At 69.0% G+C, this 17,884-nt stretch carries 16 protein-coding genes; 5 read left to right on the forward strand and 11 right to left on the reverse strand.

Annotated features, from left to right (window positions below; genetic code table 11):
• Positions 1 to 4: 4 nt before the first annotated feature.
• On the forward strand, positions 5 to 424 hold the full coding sequence (locus WFQ67_RS17865; RefSeq protein ID WP_173179948.1) for a hypothetical protein: 420 nt from the start codon (positions 5 to 7) through the stop codon (positions 422 to 424).
• Between the two features lie 12 nt (positions 425 to 436).
• Here the strand turns inward: WFQ67_RS17865 and WFQ67_RS17870 are convergent, their stop codons facing one another.
• A complete protein-coding gene (locus tag WFQ67_RS17870) occupies positions 437 to 691 on the reverse strand; it encodes a hypothetical protein (RefSeq protein ID WP_213630363.1) in 255 nt (84 codons plus the stop codon).
• A gap of 816 nt (positions 692 to 1,507) precedes the next feature.
• Here WFQ67_RS17870 and WFQ67_RS17875 point away from each other — a divergent pair.
• Positions 1,508 to 2,230 (forward strand): phosphatase domain-containing protein, encoded by a 723-nt coding sequence (locus tag WFQ67_RS17875; RefSeq protein ID WP_213630365.1) that lies wholly within the window; start codon positions 1,508 to 1,510, stop codon positions 2,228 to 2,230.
• 12 nt (positions 2,231 to 2,242) lie between these two features.
• Here WFQ67_RS17875 and WFQ67_RS17880 read toward each other — a convergent pair whose 3' ends face one another.
• From WFQ67_RS17880 to WFQ67_RS17925, 10 genes are all read right to left on the reverse strand, one after another.
• Complete coding sequence (locus tag WFQ67_RS17880) at positions 2,243 to 2,887, reverse strand: response regulator (RefSeq protein ID WP_213630367.1); 645 nt, start codon at positions 2,885 to 2,887, stop codon at positions 2,243 to 2,245.
• A 175-nt stretch (positions 2,888 to 3,062) separates the two neighbouring features.
• Positions 3,063 to 4,193, reverse strand: a complete 1,131-nt coding sequence (locus WFQ67_RS17885) for a protein-glutamate methylesterase/protein-glutamine glutaminase (protein ID WP_213630368.1) — start codon at positions 4,191 to 4,193, stop codon at positions 3,063 to 3,065.
• Entirely contained in the window at positions 4,190 to 4,999 is an 810-nt protein-coding gene (locus WFQ67_RS17890) for a CheR family methyltransferase (RefSeq protein ID WP_173179938.1), read from the reverse strand. Before WFQ67_RS17890 ends, WFQ67_RS17885 begins: the two co-directional genes overlap by 4 nt.
• The gene (locus WFQ67_RS17895) at positions 4,999 to 5,508 is read right to left on the reverse strand and encodes a chemotaxis protein CheW (RefSeq protein ID WP_228723449.1); all 510 of its coding nucleotides are present in this window, start codon (positions 5,506 to 5,508) and stop codon (positions 4,999 to 5,001) included. Before WFQ67_RS17895 ends, WFQ67_RS17890 begins: the two co-directional genes overlap by 1 nt.
• A gap of 9 nt (positions 5,509 to 5,517) precedes the next feature.
• The gene (locus WFQ67_RS17900) at positions 5,518 to 7,164 is read right to left on the reverse strand and encodes a methyl-accepting chemotaxis protein (RefSeq protein ID WP_337057746.1); all 1,647 of its coding nucleotides are present in this window, start codon (positions 7,162 to 7,164) and stop codon (positions 5,518 to 5,520) included.
• A gap of 12 nt (positions 7,165 to 7,176) precedes the next feature.
• Positions 7,177 to 9,369 carry a chemotaxis protein CheA gene (locus WFQ67_RS17905; protein WP_213624685.1) on the reverse strand — a complete coding sequence of 731 codons (2,193 nt, stop codon included), beginning with the start codon at positions 9,367 to 9,369 and terminating at the stop codon, positions 7,177 to 7,179.
• Positions 9,370 to 9,382: 13 nt separating this feature from the next.
• Positions 9,383 to 9,709 carry an STAS domain-containing protein gene (locus WFQ67_RS17910; protein WP_213624687.1) on the reverse strand — a complete coding sequence of 109 codons (327 nt, stop codon included), beginning with the start codon at positions 9,707 to 9,709 and terminating at the stop codon, positions 9,383 to 9,385.
• Between the two features lies 1 nt (position 9,710).
• Positions 9,711 to 10,076 (reverse strand): response regulator, encoded by a 366-nt coding sequence (locus WFQ67_RS17915; protein WP_021221682.1) that lies wholly within the window; start codon positions 10,074 to 10,076, stop codon positions 9,711 to 9,713.
• Between the two features lie 14 nt (positions 10,077 to 10,090).
• The gene (locus tag WFQ67_RS17920; RefSeq protein WP_442969607.1) at positions 10,091 to 11,104 is read right to left on the reverse strand and encodes a methyl-accepting chemotaxis protein; all 1,014 of its coding nucleotides are present in this window, start codon (positions 11,102 to 11,104) and stop codon (positions 10,091 to 10,093) included.
• A gap of 184 nt (positions 11,105 to 11,288) precedes the next feature.
• Positions 11,289 to 12,329 carry a GGDEF domain-containing protein gene (locus WFQ67_RS17925; protein WP_337057748.1) on the reverse strand — a complete coding sequence of 347 codons (1,041 nt, stop codon included), beginning with the start codon at positions 12,327 to 12,329 and terminating at the stop codon, positions 11,289 to 11,291.
• A gap of 261 nt (positions 12,330 to 12,590) precedes the next feature.
• Between WFQ67_RS17925 and imuA the strand changes: the two genes are divergently transcribed.
• Genes imuA through WFQ67_RS17940 form a run of 3 tightly spaced genes read left to right on the forward strand, consistent with a single transcriptional unit; the run spans position 12,591 to position 17,691 of the window.
• Entirely contained in the window at positions 12,591 to 13,202 is a 612-nt protein-coding gene (gene imuA / locus WFQ67_RS17930; RefSeq protein ID WP_213624691.1) for a translesion DNA synthesis-associated protein ImuA, read from the forward strand.
• The gene (locus WFQ67_RS17935; protein ID WP_337057749.1) at positions 13,202 to 14,617 is read left to right on the forward strand and encodes a Y-family DNA polymerase; all 1,416 of its coding nucleotides are present in this window, start codon (positions 13,202 to 13,204) and stop codon (positions 14,615 to 14,617) included. Before imuA ends, WFQ67_RS17935 begins: the two co-directional genes overlap by 1 nt.
• On the forward strand, positions 14,614 to 17,691 hold the full coding sequence (locus WFQ67_RS17940; RefSeq protein ID WP_337057750.1) for an error-prone DNA polymerase: 3,078 nt from the start codon (positions 14,614 to 14,616) through the stop codon (positions 17,689 to 17,691). The genes WFQ67_RS17935 and WFQ67_RS17940 overlap by 4 nt, the downstream gene beginning before the upstream one ends.
• Positions 17,692 to 17,884: the final 193 nt, after the last annotated feature.

Consider the following 17,884-nt stretch of genomic DNA (forward strand, 5'->3'; position numbering starts at 1 on the left):
GACCATGAACCAGTTATTCGCAATGCTGCTCGGCCTGTTCGGCGCGGGCGATTCCCAGGCCAACGAACAGCCGGCCGTGCAGCCGCTCCCCGAGCCCATCAGCGTGCAGCAGTGGCAGGCGGCGTTCGATGAGGCGCTGGCGTTGCCGGAAGTCCGTTATTCGTCGTCGGACCAGGTGACCATCATCAAGAACGAGCGCGACGGCTCGGTCTATCTCTTCACCACCCGCAAGCACCCGGCCTACCCGGCGATGATCGAGCGCCGCCTGGTGGAGGGCGACGCGCCGCGCTATTCCAGCTCGGGTCGCTATGCGGGGGACGGCCAGGCCTATGCTGCCTGGCTGGAGAAGTACCACCAGTTCGACAACCGGCCCTACGAGTCGATGAACGTCAGCCAGGGCACCGAGCTGTCCTCGGCGAACTGATGCGCGCGGGGTTCAGGGCTCGGCCTTGAAGGCCGCGCCGCGGCGGGTGAGGGTGATGCCCGTGGCGCTGGCCAGCAGCGGGCCCTGGCCGTCGCTCTGCTCGCTGCGCTGCAGCTGGCCGCTGATCAGGCCCAGTTCCTGGAGGTCGCGCAGGCCGATCATGACCCGTGCCGGGTCGCCTTCCAGGGTGCTGGCATCTCGGGGGGCGTCCTCGCTGAGCTGGGCGAGGAGGGAACGCAGGAGAAGGGTGCGGCTCTGGATATCCATGGGCGGGACTGCAGCGTGATTCGAGGCTGATTCTAGAACAGCTTGGCCCGGCGTGGTGTGGCGATTGTCGGACATCCGCCGAATTGGCCAACCTGCGGCGATGCTGCGCTTCGCTTGGTGACTGAAGTGGCTCTGTCTGCGTTAGCTGTTGTGAGCGTGATTCGAGGCCTCAAGTCCGGTGCTTTCCGAGCATTTTTTTGCCTCCCTGTCACGCCCACCGCGTGGGTTTCGCTTCGCTCTACGCCACCCTACGTAAACCACTCCGTCCCCAAAGCGTGATGCGCACATCGATGAAGATTCCGGCGAAGAGGTTGGAGCAGCGGAAACGCCCCCCCAGGAGGCCGAACGCAGTCGTTGCGTCGGGGGACGAGCGGCATGGATGCCGCGAGAGGCGCGCAAGGCCATGGATGGCCCATCGCGCCGGCCCCCAGACGCCACTTGTGGCGAACGCACTTCAGTGCGGCCCGAAGGGCGAGCGTAGCGAGTAACGACGACGGAGTGAGGGCACCCGACGCAGTCGGGCCGGATGATGGGGCAAGCCCTTTTGGTTTCTTTTGGGTGGTTCGCCACCCCGACGACTGCCAAAAGAGACTCGCCCGGCAAGGCGAAATAGAAACCATCAGCAAAGCTCGGCAATCAGCTGGGCTCGAAACCTTCTAGCAAGATTTAACGTAGGCAGAGCCAATGAAATCGCCCCAGCGGTCGCCCTTGCAGGCTTTTGCACCGGTGGGGCGGCCGACAAATTTTTCACGTCTTCTTGATCTGGCCTTTACGGGCGGTGCGCGAGGGTAGTGGCGAACCTTGCAGGAGCGCGCCATGACGCCCGGACCCCGTATCTCGCTGTTCTTCGCCGGCCTGCTGGCCGTCGCTTCGCTGTGCGTGCCGCTGGCCCAGGGCAACACCCAGGTGCCGGAGCCGGGAGCGCTGCTGTCGCGGCAGGACTGGGCGGTGCCGGTGGACCGGGGCTTCAACCTCTACCGCATGACCCCGCAGCTGTACCGCAGCGCGCTGCCGGATTCCGGCGACCTGCCGCAACTGCAGCGCCTGGGGGTGCGCACGGTGGTGAGCTTCATCAAGGAGGACGACGCCGACTGGCTGGGTGATGCGCAGGTGCAACGGGTGAGCATCCCGCTGCACGCCGACCGGGTCGACGACGTGGACGTGCTGCGTGTGCTCCGTGTGCTGCAGCGGGCCGAGGCGCAGGGGCCGGTGCTCATGCACTGCAAGCACGGCCGCGACCGCACCGGTCTGATGGCGGCGATGTACCGCACCGTGGTGCAGGGCTGGAGCCGTGCCGATGCGCTGGCGGAGATGAAGGCCGGAGGCTTCGGCGACGCGCGGTTGATGGATGACGCCATCGCCTATGTCGAGGGCGCGGATATCGACGGCTTGCGCCAGGCGCTGGCCAGCGGCGCCTGCAGCACCCGGACCCTGGCGGCGTGCCAGGTGGGGCGCTGGTTGCGGGCCACCTTCGGCGCGCAGCCGGATGAAGAGGTGGCGGCGAGCGGGGCCGCCGAACAGGTGCGTTCCGACTCCTGACGCGCCCGCGCCTCAGTCGTCCGGGCTGATGATGCCCTTGCGCACGGCGTAGAGGACCAGCCCGGGTACATCGTGGATGTCCAGGCGTTTCATGATCTGCGCGCGGTGGGCCTCCACGGTCTTCACGCTGAGACCCAGGCCGTCGGCGATCGATCGGGTCGAGGCGCCACGGCTGATCAGGCGCAGGATTTCCACCTGGCGCTGGGTGAGGCCGGGATCGTCGCTGCCATGCTGGCGCGCCAGGGCCTGGTCGATCACCGGCTGGGCGATGGCAGAGCTGAGGTAGCGCTGGCCCCGGTCGACGGCCTTGAGGGCGAGGGCGAGCTCGACCATGGCGGCGTCCTTGAGCAGGTAGCCGTAGGCGCCTTTCTCCAGGGCGGAGAGGACCACTTCGGCGTCGGTGTGCATCGAGAGCATCAGCACGCGGGCCTCGGGCACGCGCGTTCCGAGGCGTTGCAGGGCCTCCAGGCCGTCCACGCCGTGCATGGATATATCCAGAAGGATGATGTCCGGCTTCAGGCGCTCGGCCATCAAGACGGCTTCCTCACCGTCCTCCGCTTCTCCGACTACTTCGTAACCCTCCAGGTCATTGACCATGGCTCGGACGCCGACACGGATGAGTGCGTGGTCGTCAGCCAGCAACAGGCGACAGGTCATGGGCGCTCCTTGCGCAACGCGTCGATCATGCATTTCTCCAATTGCAGGCTGCCCTGAAAAAGTGCAGGCCTACAGGTACGGAGTAGCATCCGACACGAAGGTTCGCCCGGATCGACCGGACGGACGGTAGCACCGGGCCAGCATCAGGATGGCCCGTTTTTCGCCTTGCATGCCTCTATCTGGCGGCTTCCGCGCTTTTATCCGTGCTCGAGCCACGCGCATAACGAATGATCACTTCCGGCAGTTTGGCCAGGGGCTCGGTGCTCTGAGCGGCACCCATGCGCAGGGCTTCCTTGGGCATGCCGAAGACCACGCAACTGGCCTCGTCCTGGGCCACGGTACGCGCGCCGGCCTCGCGCATGGCCAGCAGGCCGCGCGCGCCGTCGTCGCCCATGCCGGTCATGATCACGCCCAGGGCGTTGTGCCCGGCATGGCGGGCGACGGAGCGGAACAGCACGTCGACCGAGGGCTTGTGGCGGTTGACGTGGGGGCCGTCGAGCACCTCGACGAAGTACTGCGCGCCGCTGCGCTTGAGCTGCATGTGGTGCCCGCCGGGGGCGACCAGGGCCAGGCCCGGGCGCACGCGGTCCATGTGCCGGGCCTCGCGCACGTCGATCTCGCACACGCTATTCAGGCGCTGGGCGAAGGCGGCGGTGAACTTCTCCGGCATGTGCTGGACGATGACGATGCCGGGGCAGTCCACCGGCAGCTGGCGCAGCACCACCTCCAGGGCCTGGGTGCCGCCGGTGGAGGTGCCCAGGGCGACCACGCGGTCGGTGGTGGCGTAGCCGGTGGGGCGTGCCGCCGGCTCGGCCGGAGCCGCTGCCGGCGCGGCCTTGGCCGGCGGTGGCGGCGGCGCGCTGCGCGGCATGGCGTGGGGGTGGCTGCGGGCGGCCAGTTCGATCTGCCGGATGAGATCGCCCGAAAGCTGCTGCAGGCTGTCCTTGAGCCCCTGTCGCGCCTTGGTGAAGACACCGACGGCGCCGGCGGCCAGGGCTTCGAGGGTGATGGCCGCGCCGGCCTCGGTGAGGGTCGAGCAGATGATCGAGGGCGTGGGCCGCTCGGCCATGATCTTGCGCAGGAAGGTGATGCCGTCCATGCGCGGCATCTCGACGTCGAGGACCAGCACGTCGGGCCACTGCTTGCGCATCTTGTCCAGGGCGAACAGCGGGTCGGCGGCCTGGCCGATGACCTGGATGCCGGGGTGGTTGTCCAGGCAGGCGGTGAGCACCTGCCGCACCAGGGCGGAGTCGTCGACGATGAACACCTTGATCGGGTTCTGGGCGGGTCTGCTGAGCGGGCTCATGTGCGTTGGAATACCGAGGGCCGCACTGCACGCAGCGGCAGGTTGAAGCCATGCAGGCTTTCCGCATGGCCGATGAAGAACAGGCCGTCCGGGCGCAGGCGCTCCACCAGGCGCGCGACCATGGCGCGCTTTTCCTCCTGGCCGAAGTAGATGAGCACGTTGCGCAGGAAGATCACGTCGAAGGGGCCGATCTCCCTGGGGATCGGCCGGGTCAGGTTGAGTTCGGCGAAGGCCACCCGGTGGCGCAGGGTCTGGCTCATGCGGAACAGCCCCTCGCTTTCCTCCACGCCCTTGAGGCAATGGCGCTTGAGCCAGCCGGTGGGGAAGTTCTCCGCCTGCTCCATGGGGTAGGTGGCCAGGCGCGCCTTTTCCAGCACGCGGCGGCTGAGGTCGCTGGCGAAGATCGACCAGTCCTGGGTGCGGGCGTTCTCGGCCAGGGTCATGGCCATGCTGAAGGCCTCCTGGCCGGAGGAGCTGGCGGCGCTCCACAGGTGCAGCGGGCGACGCTGGCGGGCCACCCATTCGCCGAGCAGCTTGAAGTGCTGCGGCTCGCGGAAGAAGTAGGTCTCGTTGGTGGTCAACAGGTCGATGACGGTGCGCCGTTCCTCCTGGGAGGCGGGATCGTCGAGCACCTTCATGTAGTCGCCGTAGCTGTCCAGCTCCAGGGCGCGCAGGCGGCCCATCAGGCGGCCGGCCATCAGGGTGCGCTTCTGTTCGGCCATGCGGATCCCCGAGGCCTCCAGCATCATCTGCTGGAGGCGACGGAAGTCGCTGTCGCTGAGCTTGGGCAGGTGGCTGGTGGGCATCAGCCGGCCTGCTGGGCGAGGCTCAGCTGGCGGATGTCGTCCAGCGAGAGCACGCGGCGCACGTCGAGGATGATGGTGAAGCCGCGCTCATCGCGTGCCATGCCGGCGATGAAGTCGGTGCGGATGCCGGCGCCGAATGGCGGTGCCTGCTCGACCTTGTCGGACTCGATGTCCAGCACCGCGTCGACCGCGTCCACCACCAGGCCGATGCGCTGCTGCTGGTCATCCAGGTTCAGCTCGATGATGACGATGCAGGTGCGCTTGTTCGGCACGCTCAGCTCGAAGCCGAAGCGTGCCGCCAGATCCAGCACCGGCACCACGTTGCCGCGCAGGTTGATCACCCCGTGGATGAAGGGCGGCATCATCGGCACGGTGGTCACCTGGCCGTACTCGATGATCTCGCGCACCAGGTCGATGGGCAGGGCGTAGCGCGCCTGGCGCACCCGGAACGACAGGTGCTGGATGCTGGTGGGCAAGGCCACCGGCACCATGGCCTTGGCTTCGTTCATGCCGCCTCCTCAGTTGAAGCTGACGAACTGGCCTTCATCGGCCAGCGGCTGGTTCGGTTTGCGCGGGGCCGGGCGGCGCAGCTCGCGTACGTTGCCTGGGCCACGGTCGTTGCGCGCCACGGGCAGCTTGTTGGAGTGGGCGCCGCTCTCCAGGCGGAAGTAGCCGATCAGTTCCTGCAGCTGGCTGGCCTGGGCGTTCATCTCCTCGGCGGTGGCCGCCAGTTCCTCGGAGGCGGAGGCGTTCTGCTGGGTGATCTGGTTCATCTGGCCCATGGCGATGTTGATCTGCGCGGCACCGGTGGTCTGCTCCTGGGACGCGGCGGTGATTTCCTGCACCAGGTCGGAGGTCTTCTGGATGTTCGGCACGATCTGGTCGAGCAGGGCGCCGGCCTGTTCGGCCAGTTGCACGCTGTTGCTGGCCACGCCACCGATCTCCTGGGCCGCCACCTGGCTGCGTTCGGCGAGCTTGCGCACCTCGGCGGCGACCACCGCGAAGCCCTTGCCGTGGTCGCCCGCGCGGGCGGCCTCGATGGCGGCGTTGAGGGCCAGCAGGTTGGTCTGGTAGGCGATGTCATCGATGATGCCGATCTTGTCGGCGATCTGCTTCATGGCCTGGACCATCTCGCGCACCGCCTGGCCGCCCTGCACGGCGTCGTTGGCAGCCTTGCCGGCGATGCCGTCGGTGATCTGCGCGCTCTCGGTGTTCTGCGCGATGGAGGCGGACATCTGCTCGACCGAGGCGGTGGTCTCCTCGACGCTGGCGGCCTGTTCGGTGGCGGCCTGGCTCAGGGATTGCGAGGTGGCGCTGACCTCCTCGGAGGCCGAGGACAGCGAATCGGCGGCGCTGCGCACGTCGGCCATGACGCTGCGCAGGCGCTCGGTCATGTGCTGCATGGAGGCCAGCAGGCGGCCGGTCTCGTCGCGGCTTTCGGATTCGACGTTCACGGTCAGGTCGCCTTCGGCCAGGCTGTTGGCCACGCCCATGGCGCGGTTCAGCGGACGCGAGATGGAGCGGGTGACCAGGATGCCGATGGCGAAGCCGAGCACGGCGGCGATCAGGATCAGGGCGATCATCTGGGTCCGCGAACCCAGGTAGATGTCGGTGATGGTGTCGTTGGCTTCCTTGGCGCGGGATTTCTTCTGGGTCACCAGCTCGCTGATGGTGGCGTCGGCGGCGTTGCCCTGGGCGCGCAGCTGCGGCATCAGCGCGGTGGCCTCGGTGCTCTGCGCCAGGGGGGCGTTCTTGTTGGCCTCGAGCATCTGCAGCACGATTTTCTCGTATTCGGACAGTTGCGCGTCGAGGGCGGCGAGCTTGGCGAGGGACTGCTCGCTGTCGAAGCTGCCGCGCGCCTTGTCGAGGTTCTCGTGCAGGTTCTTCATCGCTTCGTGGACCTGCGCGGCGGTGGCGTCGCGTTCCTGCTGGGAAGACGACAGCAGGTTGCTACGCAGGTGGCGGCCCATGTAGATGAGGTCCAGGTTGGCGTTCATCATGGTTTCCAGGGCGGCCATCTCGCGGTTGTACATCTGGTCGGAAAGGTCGTTGACCTTGCCCAGGTTGACGATGCCCAGGACCCCCACCACGGCGGTCAGGAGCACCACCAGGGAGAATCCGGCGATCAGCCTCACGCCGATCTTCAGGTTGCTGATGAATTGCATGGCGATGTTCTCCTACGAGCCGGCGAGGTCGGGGCGCGGTTGGGTTGAGGGCGTACGGGCGTCGGCGTCGACGCGTCCTTGCAGGTGGCGGAACAGGCTGGCGATATCGAGGATCAGGGCGACCTGCCCTGAGCCGAGGATGGTGGAACCACTGATGCCTTCCAGGTGCTGGAACAGCAGGCCGAGCGGCTTGATCACCGTTTGCAGCTCGCCGTGGAGGTTGTCGACGACCAGCCCGGCCTGCTGCCTGCCGAGGCTGACGACCACGATGTTGCGCCGCTTGCCACGCTGCACCGGCAGCTCGAAATGCGCGGCCAGGTCGATACAGGGCAGGGGCCGGCCACGCAGGTCGAGGTAGCCGTAGGCGGCCTCGGCCAGTTGCCCGGCTTCCAGCTCCAGGCATTCGGTGACCATGTCCAGCGGCACCACGAAGTGTTCTTCGCCCAGGCTCACCAGGAAACCGTCGATGATGGCCAGGGTCAGCGGCAGGCGGATGCGGAAGGTGCAGCCCAGCCCCGGGCGCGAGTCGATCTCGATGCTGCCGCGCAGGGCGTCGATGGCGCTGCGCACCACGTCCATGCCGACGCCGCGCCCGGAGAGGTCGGAGACGTTGTCGGCGGTGGAGAAGCCGGCGGCGAAGATCAGCCGCTGGATGTCGTGCTCGGGCAGGTTAGCCTGCGCATCGATCAGGCCACGGGCGATGGCCTTCTCGCGGATGCGCGCGGTGTTCAGGCCATGGCCGTCGTCGGCCACCTCGATGACGATCATCCCCGACTCGTGGAAGGCGTTGAGGCTCAGCCGGCCTTCGGCGCTCTTGCCGGCGGCCAGGCGCTGCTCGGCGGACTCGATTCCGTGGTCGATGGCATTGCGCACCAGGTGGGTGAGGGGGTCGGCGAGCTTGTCGATCACCGACTTGTCCAGCTCGGTGTCAGCGCCGCGGATCTCCAGGCGGATGTCCTTGCCCAGCTGCTGGCTGACGTCGCGCACCACGCGGTGGAAACGGTTGAAGGTGTCGCCGATCTCGATCATGCGCAGCTTCAGCGCTGCCTCGCGGATCTGCTCGACGCGCTGGTTGACCGTCTGCGCGCCTTCCAGGCACAGGGCGTTGCCGTGCATCTGCGCCTGCAGCTGGGCCCCGGCGGCGCTGATCACCAGCTCGCCGACCAGGTTGATCAACTCGTCCAGCTTGTGCGCGGCGACGCGGATCTGGCTGCTTTCCTGGACCTTGCGCTCGCGCGAGCTCTTCTGCTTGGCCAGGGCGGCGTTGACCGCCTGCGGGGCGACGATGCCTTCCTCCACCAGCACTGCGCCGAGGGCCGGCTTGAGCTCGGCGGCCCCGGCCTGCAGGGCCAGGCCCTGGGCCAGTTCGTGCTCGGTGAGCAGGCCGCTGGCGACGAGGATGGCGCCGATGCGCTGGTCGGTCTCGGGCAGCGCCTGGATCAGGCGGATGTAGTCGTCCAGCGCGCTGTCGGGCGGCAGGATGCGCAGGGTGCAGAAGTCGTGGATGAAGTCGAAGACGTCCTCTATCTCGGCCTTGGTGGCGTTGCTGAGAAGGTCGATCTCCATGCCCAGGTAGCAGCTTTCCGGGTCCAGTTCGGCCAGCGGCGGCAGGGCGTCGTCGATCACCTGCAGGTGGAGCACCTCGCCCAGGCGGCCGAGGTACTGGACGAAGGCGATGGGGTCGAAGCCGTTGCGCAGCAGGTCGGCATGGAAGCGCAGGGAGATGTGCCAGGCACCGTCCTTCGCCGAGCCGCCATCGGCAGGCGGCTCGGTTTCACCGGGCGCCGCATGCGTCGGCGTGGCGGCGCCGAGGTGGGCGGCGAGGGCGCCGAGCAGTTCGGCCTGGTGCTGTTCGTCCACCGGCAGCTCACCGGTTTCCGGGTCGATGAGGGCGATCATCGAGACGATCTCGTCGAGGCAGCGCAGCATCAGCGAGACCAGCGAGGGGTCGAGCGCACGATGGCCGTCGCGCACCGCCATCAGGAGGTTCTCCAAGTGGTGGGTGAAGCTCACCAGGGGCGTGAGGGAGAACAGGCCGGCGGAGCCCTTGAGGGTGTGCATGGCGCGGAACAGACCATTGATGGCGGCCGCGTCGTCGGGCTGCTGGTCCAGTTGCAGCAGGTATTCCTCGGCCTGCTTGCCGAGGTCACGGGCCTCTTCGATGAAGCCCAGCAGCAGCTGGCTCCACTGTTCGCCATTGAGCATCGGGCGCCTCCGTTCAGGCCACTGCCGGCTGCTCGCCGGGCAGCAGCACGTCCAGGCGCAGCAGGCTGACGACTTCCAGCGCAGCGCCTTGCAGGTTCACCACCTCGACCGTGTTGCCGGCCAGCACCAGTTGGCGGCGCAGGCCGAGCAGCAGTTGCACACCGGCGCTGTCCAGCTCCTCCAACGCCTCGAGGTCCAGGCGCCAGGCCTCCACCCGGGCATTGGCCGCGAGCAGGGCCAGGAGCTCGCCATGGGCCTGGGCCACCTCGTAGATGGTCAGGCTGCCGCCCAGGGCGAGGCGCGCGGGGCTGGCGGCGGTGTCGAACTCGATGGCGAGCATCTCAGCCCACCAGCTTTTCGACGGCGGCCAGCAACTGCTGGGGCTGGAACGGCTTGACGATCCAGGCGCGCGCACCGGCGGCCTGGCCCTCGGCCTTCTTGCTCTGCTCGCTCTCGGTGGTGAGCATGACGATGGGGGTGAAGCGGTAGTCCTTGTGCGCCTTGATCTCCTTGACCAGGCCGATGCCGTCGAGGTTGGGCATGTTCACGTCGCTGATGATCAGGTTGATCTTCTGCCCGTTGAGCTTGGTCAGGGCGTCGCGTCCGTCGACGGCTTCGATGACCTGGTGGCCGGCGCCGCCGAGGGTCATCTTCACCAGTTGGCGCATCGACGAGGAGTCGTCGACTATCAGGATGGTCTTGGCCATGGGGCCTCCAATGATCAGAAAAAGGTGACTTCGCTGTTCTGCGCAGGCTGGCCGCGACGGCCGGTGCGCTCTTCGTCCGTGGTGAACTGCCGGCGCAGCTCGGTGAGCCAGCGCTGGGGCTGGCCGAGGATCGGGTCCTGGTCGCGCAGGGCGTGCAGCAGGCGCTCGAGGTCGTTCTGCAGGTGGTCGAGCATCTGGTCGGTGCGGTCCTGGAACTGCAGGCTGACGACGATCTCCTGGATGTCCGCCTGGGTGGTGCGGGCGTCGCGCTGCAGCTCGCGGGAGGTGTCGGTGAGTTCGTCGAGGTTGGCGCTGAGGCCCTGCATGATGTCGCCGGCCACCTGGTCCAGGTAGCGCAGGTTGCTTTCCTCGCTGGCCGAGAGCTCTTCGGCGGCGCTGACGGTGGAGCGGATCGCCTGGTTGATCTCGCCGACCTTCTCGACCATGCGCTGGCCGGTCTCGGCGGAGAGGCTGGAGAGCTTGCGCACCTCGTCCGCCACCACCGAGAAGCCGCGCCCGTAGTCACCGGCGCGCGCCGCTTCGATGGCCGCGTTGAGGGCCAGCAGGTTGGTCTGGCTGGCGATGTCCTGGACGTGCTTGGACATGCTCTGCAATTCGCTGGCGTAGCTGTTGAGGTGGCCGATGGTGGCCAGCAGCTCGTTCTTGTGGGCGGTGGCCTGGTGGAAGGCGGTGGTGACTTCGTCCAGGCGTTGCTGGGCCTGGCGCAGGTTGTCGGTGACGCCGGCACCGCCGATCACGCTCTCGGAACGTTGCAGGGTCTGGTCGAGGCGCTGGGCCAGGCTGGCGAAGCGACCGAACAGCTGGCTGACGTTGCCGCTCACCAGTTCGCGCACCTGGCCGATGTTCTGGCCCCAGGCGGGCAGTACCGCGCTGAGCAGGGGTTGGCAGTCGGTGGGCGGCGGCTCGACGCGGGTCGGCGCCGCTTCCACCACCACCGGTGCGCGGGGGCGCATGAGGAGGGCGGCGACGGCGGCCAGGGCGATACCGGCTCCCGCGACCCAGGACATCTCCAGCCCCAGGCCGGCGAGACCGAGGAGGAGGGCGAACCAGAGAACGGAATAGGCCAGCACGGCTAAGTCCCGGTAGTGGAGTGATACCGGGAACGATAGGAGGTGCGCTGCGTCGTCGAAATCGGGGTGGCCCCTAGGGCGGTCTAGGGGAATCCCGCCGTGCGGGCAGTGGCGCGACCGATCAGGGCACGCAGTCGCTGATCACCAGGCGGTTGCGACCCTGGGCCTTGCCCTGGTAGAGGCGCTTGTCGGCGCGGCGGTAGAGCTCGTCGCCGCTGTGGCCGTCGGTCCGCCATTCGGCCAGGCCGAAGGTGGCGGACAGCGGGATGCTGTGCTCGCCGTATTGCAGCGGTGACTGCTGCAGGTCGTGGCGCAGTTCCTCGACCAGGCGCGTGGCGTCGTCGCGGGTGGTCTGGCCCAGCAGCAGGCCGAACTCCTCGCCGCCCAGGCGGCCGATCAGGTCGGTGGAGCGCAGCCGCTGCTGCAGGCGCTGGCAGATATGGCGCAGGGCCTGGTCGCCGGCGTCGTGGCCCCAGCGGTCGTTGACCTGCTTGAAGTCGTCGACGTCGAGCACCACCAGCACCAGGCCGGCACCGCTGCGCTCGGCGTCGCGGATGCTCTGCTCTAGGGCCTGCTGGAAGAAGGCGCGATTGGCCACGCCGGTGAGGGCGTCGCTCTGCGCCAGGCGCCGCAACTGGGCGTGGGCGATCGCCCGGCGGGCCTCGTAGATGTGCATGAAGGCCAGGATCAGCAGGCCGCAGAGCATGGCGTTGCCCAGGTCGATCAGGCCCGTGGCGTCGGGCTGTGGCGGAAAGCGCAGCAGGTAGGCGATCACCGCCAGGACCAGATAGGGGATGGCCAGGAGGAAGCCGCGCAGCTTGCCCAGCAGCAGGTAGGAGAGCACCGGCACCAGGTAGATCCAGACGAAGGCGGTGGGCGAGGCGCCGGGCATGACGATGATGTAGAGGAGGAAGCTGAAGGTCGGCAGCAGGTAGGCGTAGAGCCAGGGCGTGAGCACCCGGACGTGGCGAATGCGCTGGCAGGCCCAGCCGAGCAGGGCGGCGGTGGTCATCTCCAGCAGGGACAGGAGCAGGTTGCCGGCGAGGAACTGCAGCACCGAGAAGCAGGCCAGGGTCAGGGCGGTGGAGGCGAAGATCAGCCGCACCAGGGCACGCTGGTCGGCGTCTTCCAGACCGGGGGGGCTGTGATGGGGTTGCTGCATCGCGGGCTCATCCGCAGGCCGTGAGCGCCTAGGCTATCGCAGGGCATCGGCGCGCCGTTAGCCTTTCCTCCGGTTTCGCCGGTCCCGCGCGCAGGGCATTCGCGCCAGTGGATGATCCACTCGTCCTGCGGCGTGTGTAGAGCATTGCCGTAGGCATTCGCCTCAATTACTGTATGCGCATACAGTTATTCGTGCCGAGCTTCCCATGCCTGCCTCCTTTCCTTCCGCCTTCACGGGCCGCCTTCGCCGGGATGGCGCCTGATGGGCGCCGTGATCGCCCTCGACGCGCTGCTGGACGAGCGGCGTGTCTGGAAGGGCCAGGCCAGTGCGCTGCCGGTCGGTGCGCAACCCACGGGGCATGGCGAGCTGGATGCGGCGTTGCCTTCGGGCGGCTGGCCGGAGTCGGCCCTCAGCGAAATCCTCGTGCCGGGCGCGGGGCTGGGCGAGTTGCACCTGCTCTGGCCGACCCTGGCACGGCTTACCGCCAGCGCCGAACGGGTGGTGCTGGTAGGCGCGCCCTACCTGCCGTACCCCCAGGCCTGGCAGGCCGCGGGGGTGGACCTGCGCTGGCTGGTGCTGGTCGAGGCCGAAGGCCGCGACGCCCTCTGGGCGGCCGAGCAGTGCCTGCGCTCGGGCAGCTGCGGCGCCGTGCTCTGCTGGCCGCGCCAGGCGGACGACCGTGCCCTGCGCCGGTTGCAGGTGGCGGCGGAAACCGGGCAGACCCTGGGCTTCGCCTATCGACCCCTGCAGGAAGCCCTCAACCCGTCGCCCGCTGCCCTGCGCCTTGCACTGGACGGCCCGGGCCGGGTGCGCGTGCTCAAGTGCCGGGGTGGCCTGGCGCCGACCGGCACCCTGGCCCTTGCGGGGCACTGATGCGCTGGGCCTGCATCCTGCTGCCGCAGCTGGCGCTGGACGCCGTGCTGCGTCGCCGCGACGACCCCGAAGTGCCCCTGGCCCTGGTCACCGGCACCCCCCAGCGCCGCGTGCTGCAGGCGGTCAACCCGGCCGCGCGGGCCCTGGGGCTGCGCCCGGGCATGGGCCTGACCGCCGCCCACGCGCTGACCCGCGACTTCGCCCAGGCTGAATACGACGCCGGGGAGATCGAGCATTGGCAGCGCTTTCTCGCTGCCTGGGGCTACGGCTTCAGCTCCCATGTCAGCCTGCGCTACCCCCGCGTGCTGCTGCTGGAGATCGCCTCCAGCCTGGCGCTGTTCGGGCCCTGGCCGCGCTTCGAGGCGCGCCTGCGCGAGGAGCTGGCGGCGCTCGGCTTCCGTCATCGGATCGTGGTGGCGCCCAATCCGGTGGCGGCGCGCATGCTGGCCAACATCCACGACGGCCTGGCGGTGGAAGAGGGCGCAGCCCTGCACGAGGCGATCGAGCGCATGCCGGTGGAGCGTGCCGGCTTCGAGCCGGACGTGGCCACGGCCCTGGGGCGCATGGGGCTGCGGCGCATGAAGCAGGTCCTGGCGCTGCCCCGCGAGACCCTGGCCAAGCGCTTCCCCGCACGGGTGCTGCAGCACCTGGACGAATTGCAGGGGCGCCGTGCCGTGGCACTGGACTGCTACCTGCCGCCGGATGAATTCGATGCACGCATCGAGCTCAACTTCGAGGTGGAATCGAACCAGGCGCTGCTGTTCCCCCTGCGCCGCCTCACCTCGGACCTCGCCGCCTTCCTCGCCGGGCGCGACAGCGGTGTGCAGCGCTTCGTCCTGCACCTGCAGCACGCCAGCCAGGCGGACAGCCAGGTGCCGGTGGGCCTGCTGGGTACCGAGCGCGACCCGGCGATGCTCTTCGAGCTGGCCCGTGGACGCCTGGAGCAGCTGCAGGTGGTGGCGCCGGTGCGCGCCTTGCGCCTGGTGGCCCGCGACCTGCCGCGCTTCGTGCCCGAGCACCGCGAACTGTTCGACCCGCGACCGCAGCAGAACCTGCCCTGGGAAGCCTTGCGCGAACGCCTGCGCGCGCGCCTGGGCGATGACGCCGTGCAGGGTTTAAAGGCCCATGCCGACCACCGCCCCGAGCATGCCTGGCGCCTGGGTGTGGACGGCCAGGCCGGGCCGCTGCTGCAGGGGCCGCCTCGGCCCGGCTGGCTGCTGCGCGAGGGCCAGCCGCTGCGCGAGTTCGCCCCGCGCATCCTCGCCGGGCCGGAGCGGGTGGAATCCGGCTGGTGGGATGGCGACGACCAGCGCCGCGATTACTACCAGTTGGAAACCCGCGACGGCCGCCGCGCCTGGGCCTGGTGCCCGGCGGGGGAGATCGGCCCCTTCACCCTGCTCGGGTGGTTCGCATGAGCGCCGGGTACGCCGAGCTGCACTGCCTGTCCAACTTCAGCTTCCAGCGCGGGGCCTCCAGCGCCGCCGAATTGTTCGAGCGGGCGAAGCAGCAGGGCTACACAGCCCTGGCGATCACCGACGAATGCACCCTGGCCGGCATCGTGCGGGCCTGGCAGGCGGCCAAGGCCAGCGAGCTGCCCTTGATCGTCGGCAGCGAGATGATGATCGAGAACGGCCCGCGCCTGGTGCTGCTGGTGGAAAACCTCGCCGGCTACCAGCGCCTGTGCCGGCTCATCACCCGGGCCCGTCGGCGCGCCGCCAAGGGCGAGTACCGCCTGCTGGCGGAGGATTTCGACGGCGCCCTCGATGGCCTGCTGGCCCTCTGGCTGCCCGGCGAGCCGGCGGACGAGGAGCAGGGCCGCTGGTTGCGGGCCCGCTTCCCCGGGCGCCTGTGGCTGGCGGTGGAGCTGCACCGGGGGCCGGACGACGCCGGCCGGCTGGCCCGCCTGCAGGCCCTGGCCGGTGAACTGGCCATCCCCGCCGTGGCAGCGGGCGACGTGCACATGCACGCCCGGGGCCGCCGTGCCCTGCAGGACTGCATGACCGCCATCCGCCACCACTGCACCCTGGCCGAGGCCGGGCAGCGCCTGTTCCCCAACGGCGAGCGCCACCTGCGCTCACGGGCGGTGCTGGAGCGTTTCTACCCGCCGGCGTTGCTGGCCGAGACCCTGGTGATCGCCGCGCGCTGCCGCTTCGACCTGGGCGAGATCAACTACCAGTACCCGCGCGAGCTGGTGGCGGAGGGGCATACGCCGGTGAGCTGGCTGCGTCATCTGGTGGCCGAGGGTATCCCTAAGCGTTGGCCCGAAGGCGCCAGTCCGGAGGCGCTGGAGAAGGTGGAGCACGAGCTGTCGTTGATCGAGGAGCTGGGCTACGAAAGCTACTTCCTCACGGTGCATGACATCGTCAGCTTTGCCCGTGGAGAGAAGATCCTCTGCCAGGGCCGGGGCTCGGCGGCCAACTCGGTGGTGTGCTTCGTGCTCGGCATCACCGAGCTGGACCCGAGCCGCTTCAACCTGCTGTTCGAGCGCTTCCTGTCCAAGGAGCGCAAGGAGCCGCCGGATATCGACGTCGACTTCGAGCACGAGCGCCGCGAGGAGGTGATGCAGTACGTGTTCCGCCGTTATGGTCGCGGCCGCGCCGCGCTCACCGCCGTGGCCAGCACCTACCACGGCACCGGGGCGGTGCGGGATATCGCCAAGGCACTGGGCCTGCCGCCGGACCAGGTCAACGCCCTGGCCGACTGCTGCGGCAGCTGGAGTGACCACGCACCGCCCGTGGATCGCCTGCTGGAGGCCGGCTTCGATCCCGAAAGCCCGGTGCTGCGCCGCGTGCTGGTGCTGACCCAGGAACTGATCGGTTTTCCCCGGCACCTGTCGCAGCACCCGGGCGGCTTCGTCATCTCCGAGGCACCGCTGGACACCCTGGTGCCGGTGGAGAACGCCAGCATGGCCGAGCGCACCGTGGTGCAGTGGGACAAGGACGACCTCGACGCCCTGGGCCTGCTCAAGGTGGACGTGCTGGCCCTGGGCATGCTCACCACCCTGCGGCGCTGCTTCGGGCTTATCGAGCGTCACCGCGGCCATCGCTGGACCATCGCTGGGCTGCCCAAGGATGACCCGGCCACCTACGCCATGATCAGCCGCGCCGACACCATCGGCGTGTTCCAGATCGAGTCCCGCGCGCAGATGGCCATGCTGCCGCGCCTGCGGCCGAAAGAGTTCTACGACCTGGTGATCCAGGTGGCCATCGTGCGGCCGGGGCCGATCCAGGGGGACATGGTCCATCCCTACCTGCGGCGGCGGAACAAGGAGGAAAACGAGGACTATCCCTCCGAGGAGCTGAAGACGGTGCTCCAGCGCACCCTCGGTGTCCCGCTGTTCCAGGAACAGGTGATGCAGATCGCCATGGTGGCGGCCGAGTACACGGCCGAGGAGGCGGACGGCTTGCGCCGTTCCATGGTCGCCTGGAAGCGCCATGGCGGCCTGGAGCCCCATCGCATCCGCCTGACCGAGCGCATGCTGGAAAAGGGATACGAGCTGGCATTCATCCAGCGCCTCTTCGAGCAGATCAAGGGCTTCGGCAGCTACGGCTTCCCCGAGTCCCATGCCGCCAGCTTCGCCCTGCTGGCCTACGCCAGCAGCTGGCTCAAGTGCCACGAGCCGGCGATCTTCGCCTGCGCCCTGGTCAACAGCTGGCCCATGGGCTTCTACACCCCCGACCAGGTGCTGCAGGACGCCCGCCGCCACGGCATCGAAGTGCGCCCGGTGGATGTGCGCCACAGCGACTGGGATTGCGACCTGGAACCCGATGCGCGCGGGCGCCTGGCCATCCGCCTGGGGCTGCGCATGGTCAAGGGCTTCAACGAGGAGGCGGCCGGGCGCATCTCCGCCGCCCGCGCCGTCCGCGCCTTCGACGACGTGGCCGACCTCTGCCACCGCGCCCGCCTGGATGCCCGTGCCCGCGAACGCCTGGCCGATGCCGGCACCCTGCGCGGCCTGGCCGGCCATCGCCACCGGGCGCGCTGGGCGGTGGCGGCGGTGGAGGAGGAGCTGCCGCTGTTCGCCGGCCTGCCGCAGCAGGCCGAGCTGCCGGTGGACCTGCCGCTGCCCAGCCGTGGCGAGGACCTGTACGCCGACTACGACACCCTGGGCACCACCCTCGGCCCCCATCCCCTGGCCCTGCTGCGCGGCGCCCTGGCCAGGCGGCGCTGCCGCAGCTCGCGGGACCTGGCCAACACGGAGCACGGTCAGGGGGTGAGCGTCGCCGGCCTGGTCAAGGGTCGCCAACGCCCGCAGACCGCCAGCGGGGTGGTCTTCGTCACCCTGGAAGACGAGTTCGGCATGGTCAACGTGGTGGTCTGGCACGACATCGCCGTGCGCCAGCGCCGCGTGCTGGTGGGCTCGCAGATGCTCCAGGTGGACGGCCGCCTGGAGACCAAGGACGGCGTGCGCCACCTCATCGCCCGTCGCCTGCACGACCTCAGCCCGCTGCTGGCGGGGCTGGATGTGCGCAGCCGGGATTTCCATTGATGAAGCATCGCGAATGAATTCGCTCCCACAGGGCGGCACCTCCACCGGCGGTGCTGCCGGCTAGCCCGCATGGTGGACCGATGGAGCGCGGTCCACCCTACATTACGGGGTGGTTCGGAGCTGCTGGTGGCGGCGCATCGCGAATGAATTCGCTCCCACAGGGGCGGCTCATCGCATGGGCATGACCGCTGCG

The organism is Pseudomonas sp. USHLN015, assembly GCF_037153275.1.
In the GTDB taxonomy this organism is placed as follows: domain Bacteria; phylum Pseudomonadota; class Gammaproteobacteria; order Pseudomonadales; family Pseudomonadaceae; genus Metapseudomonas; species Metapseudomonas tohonis.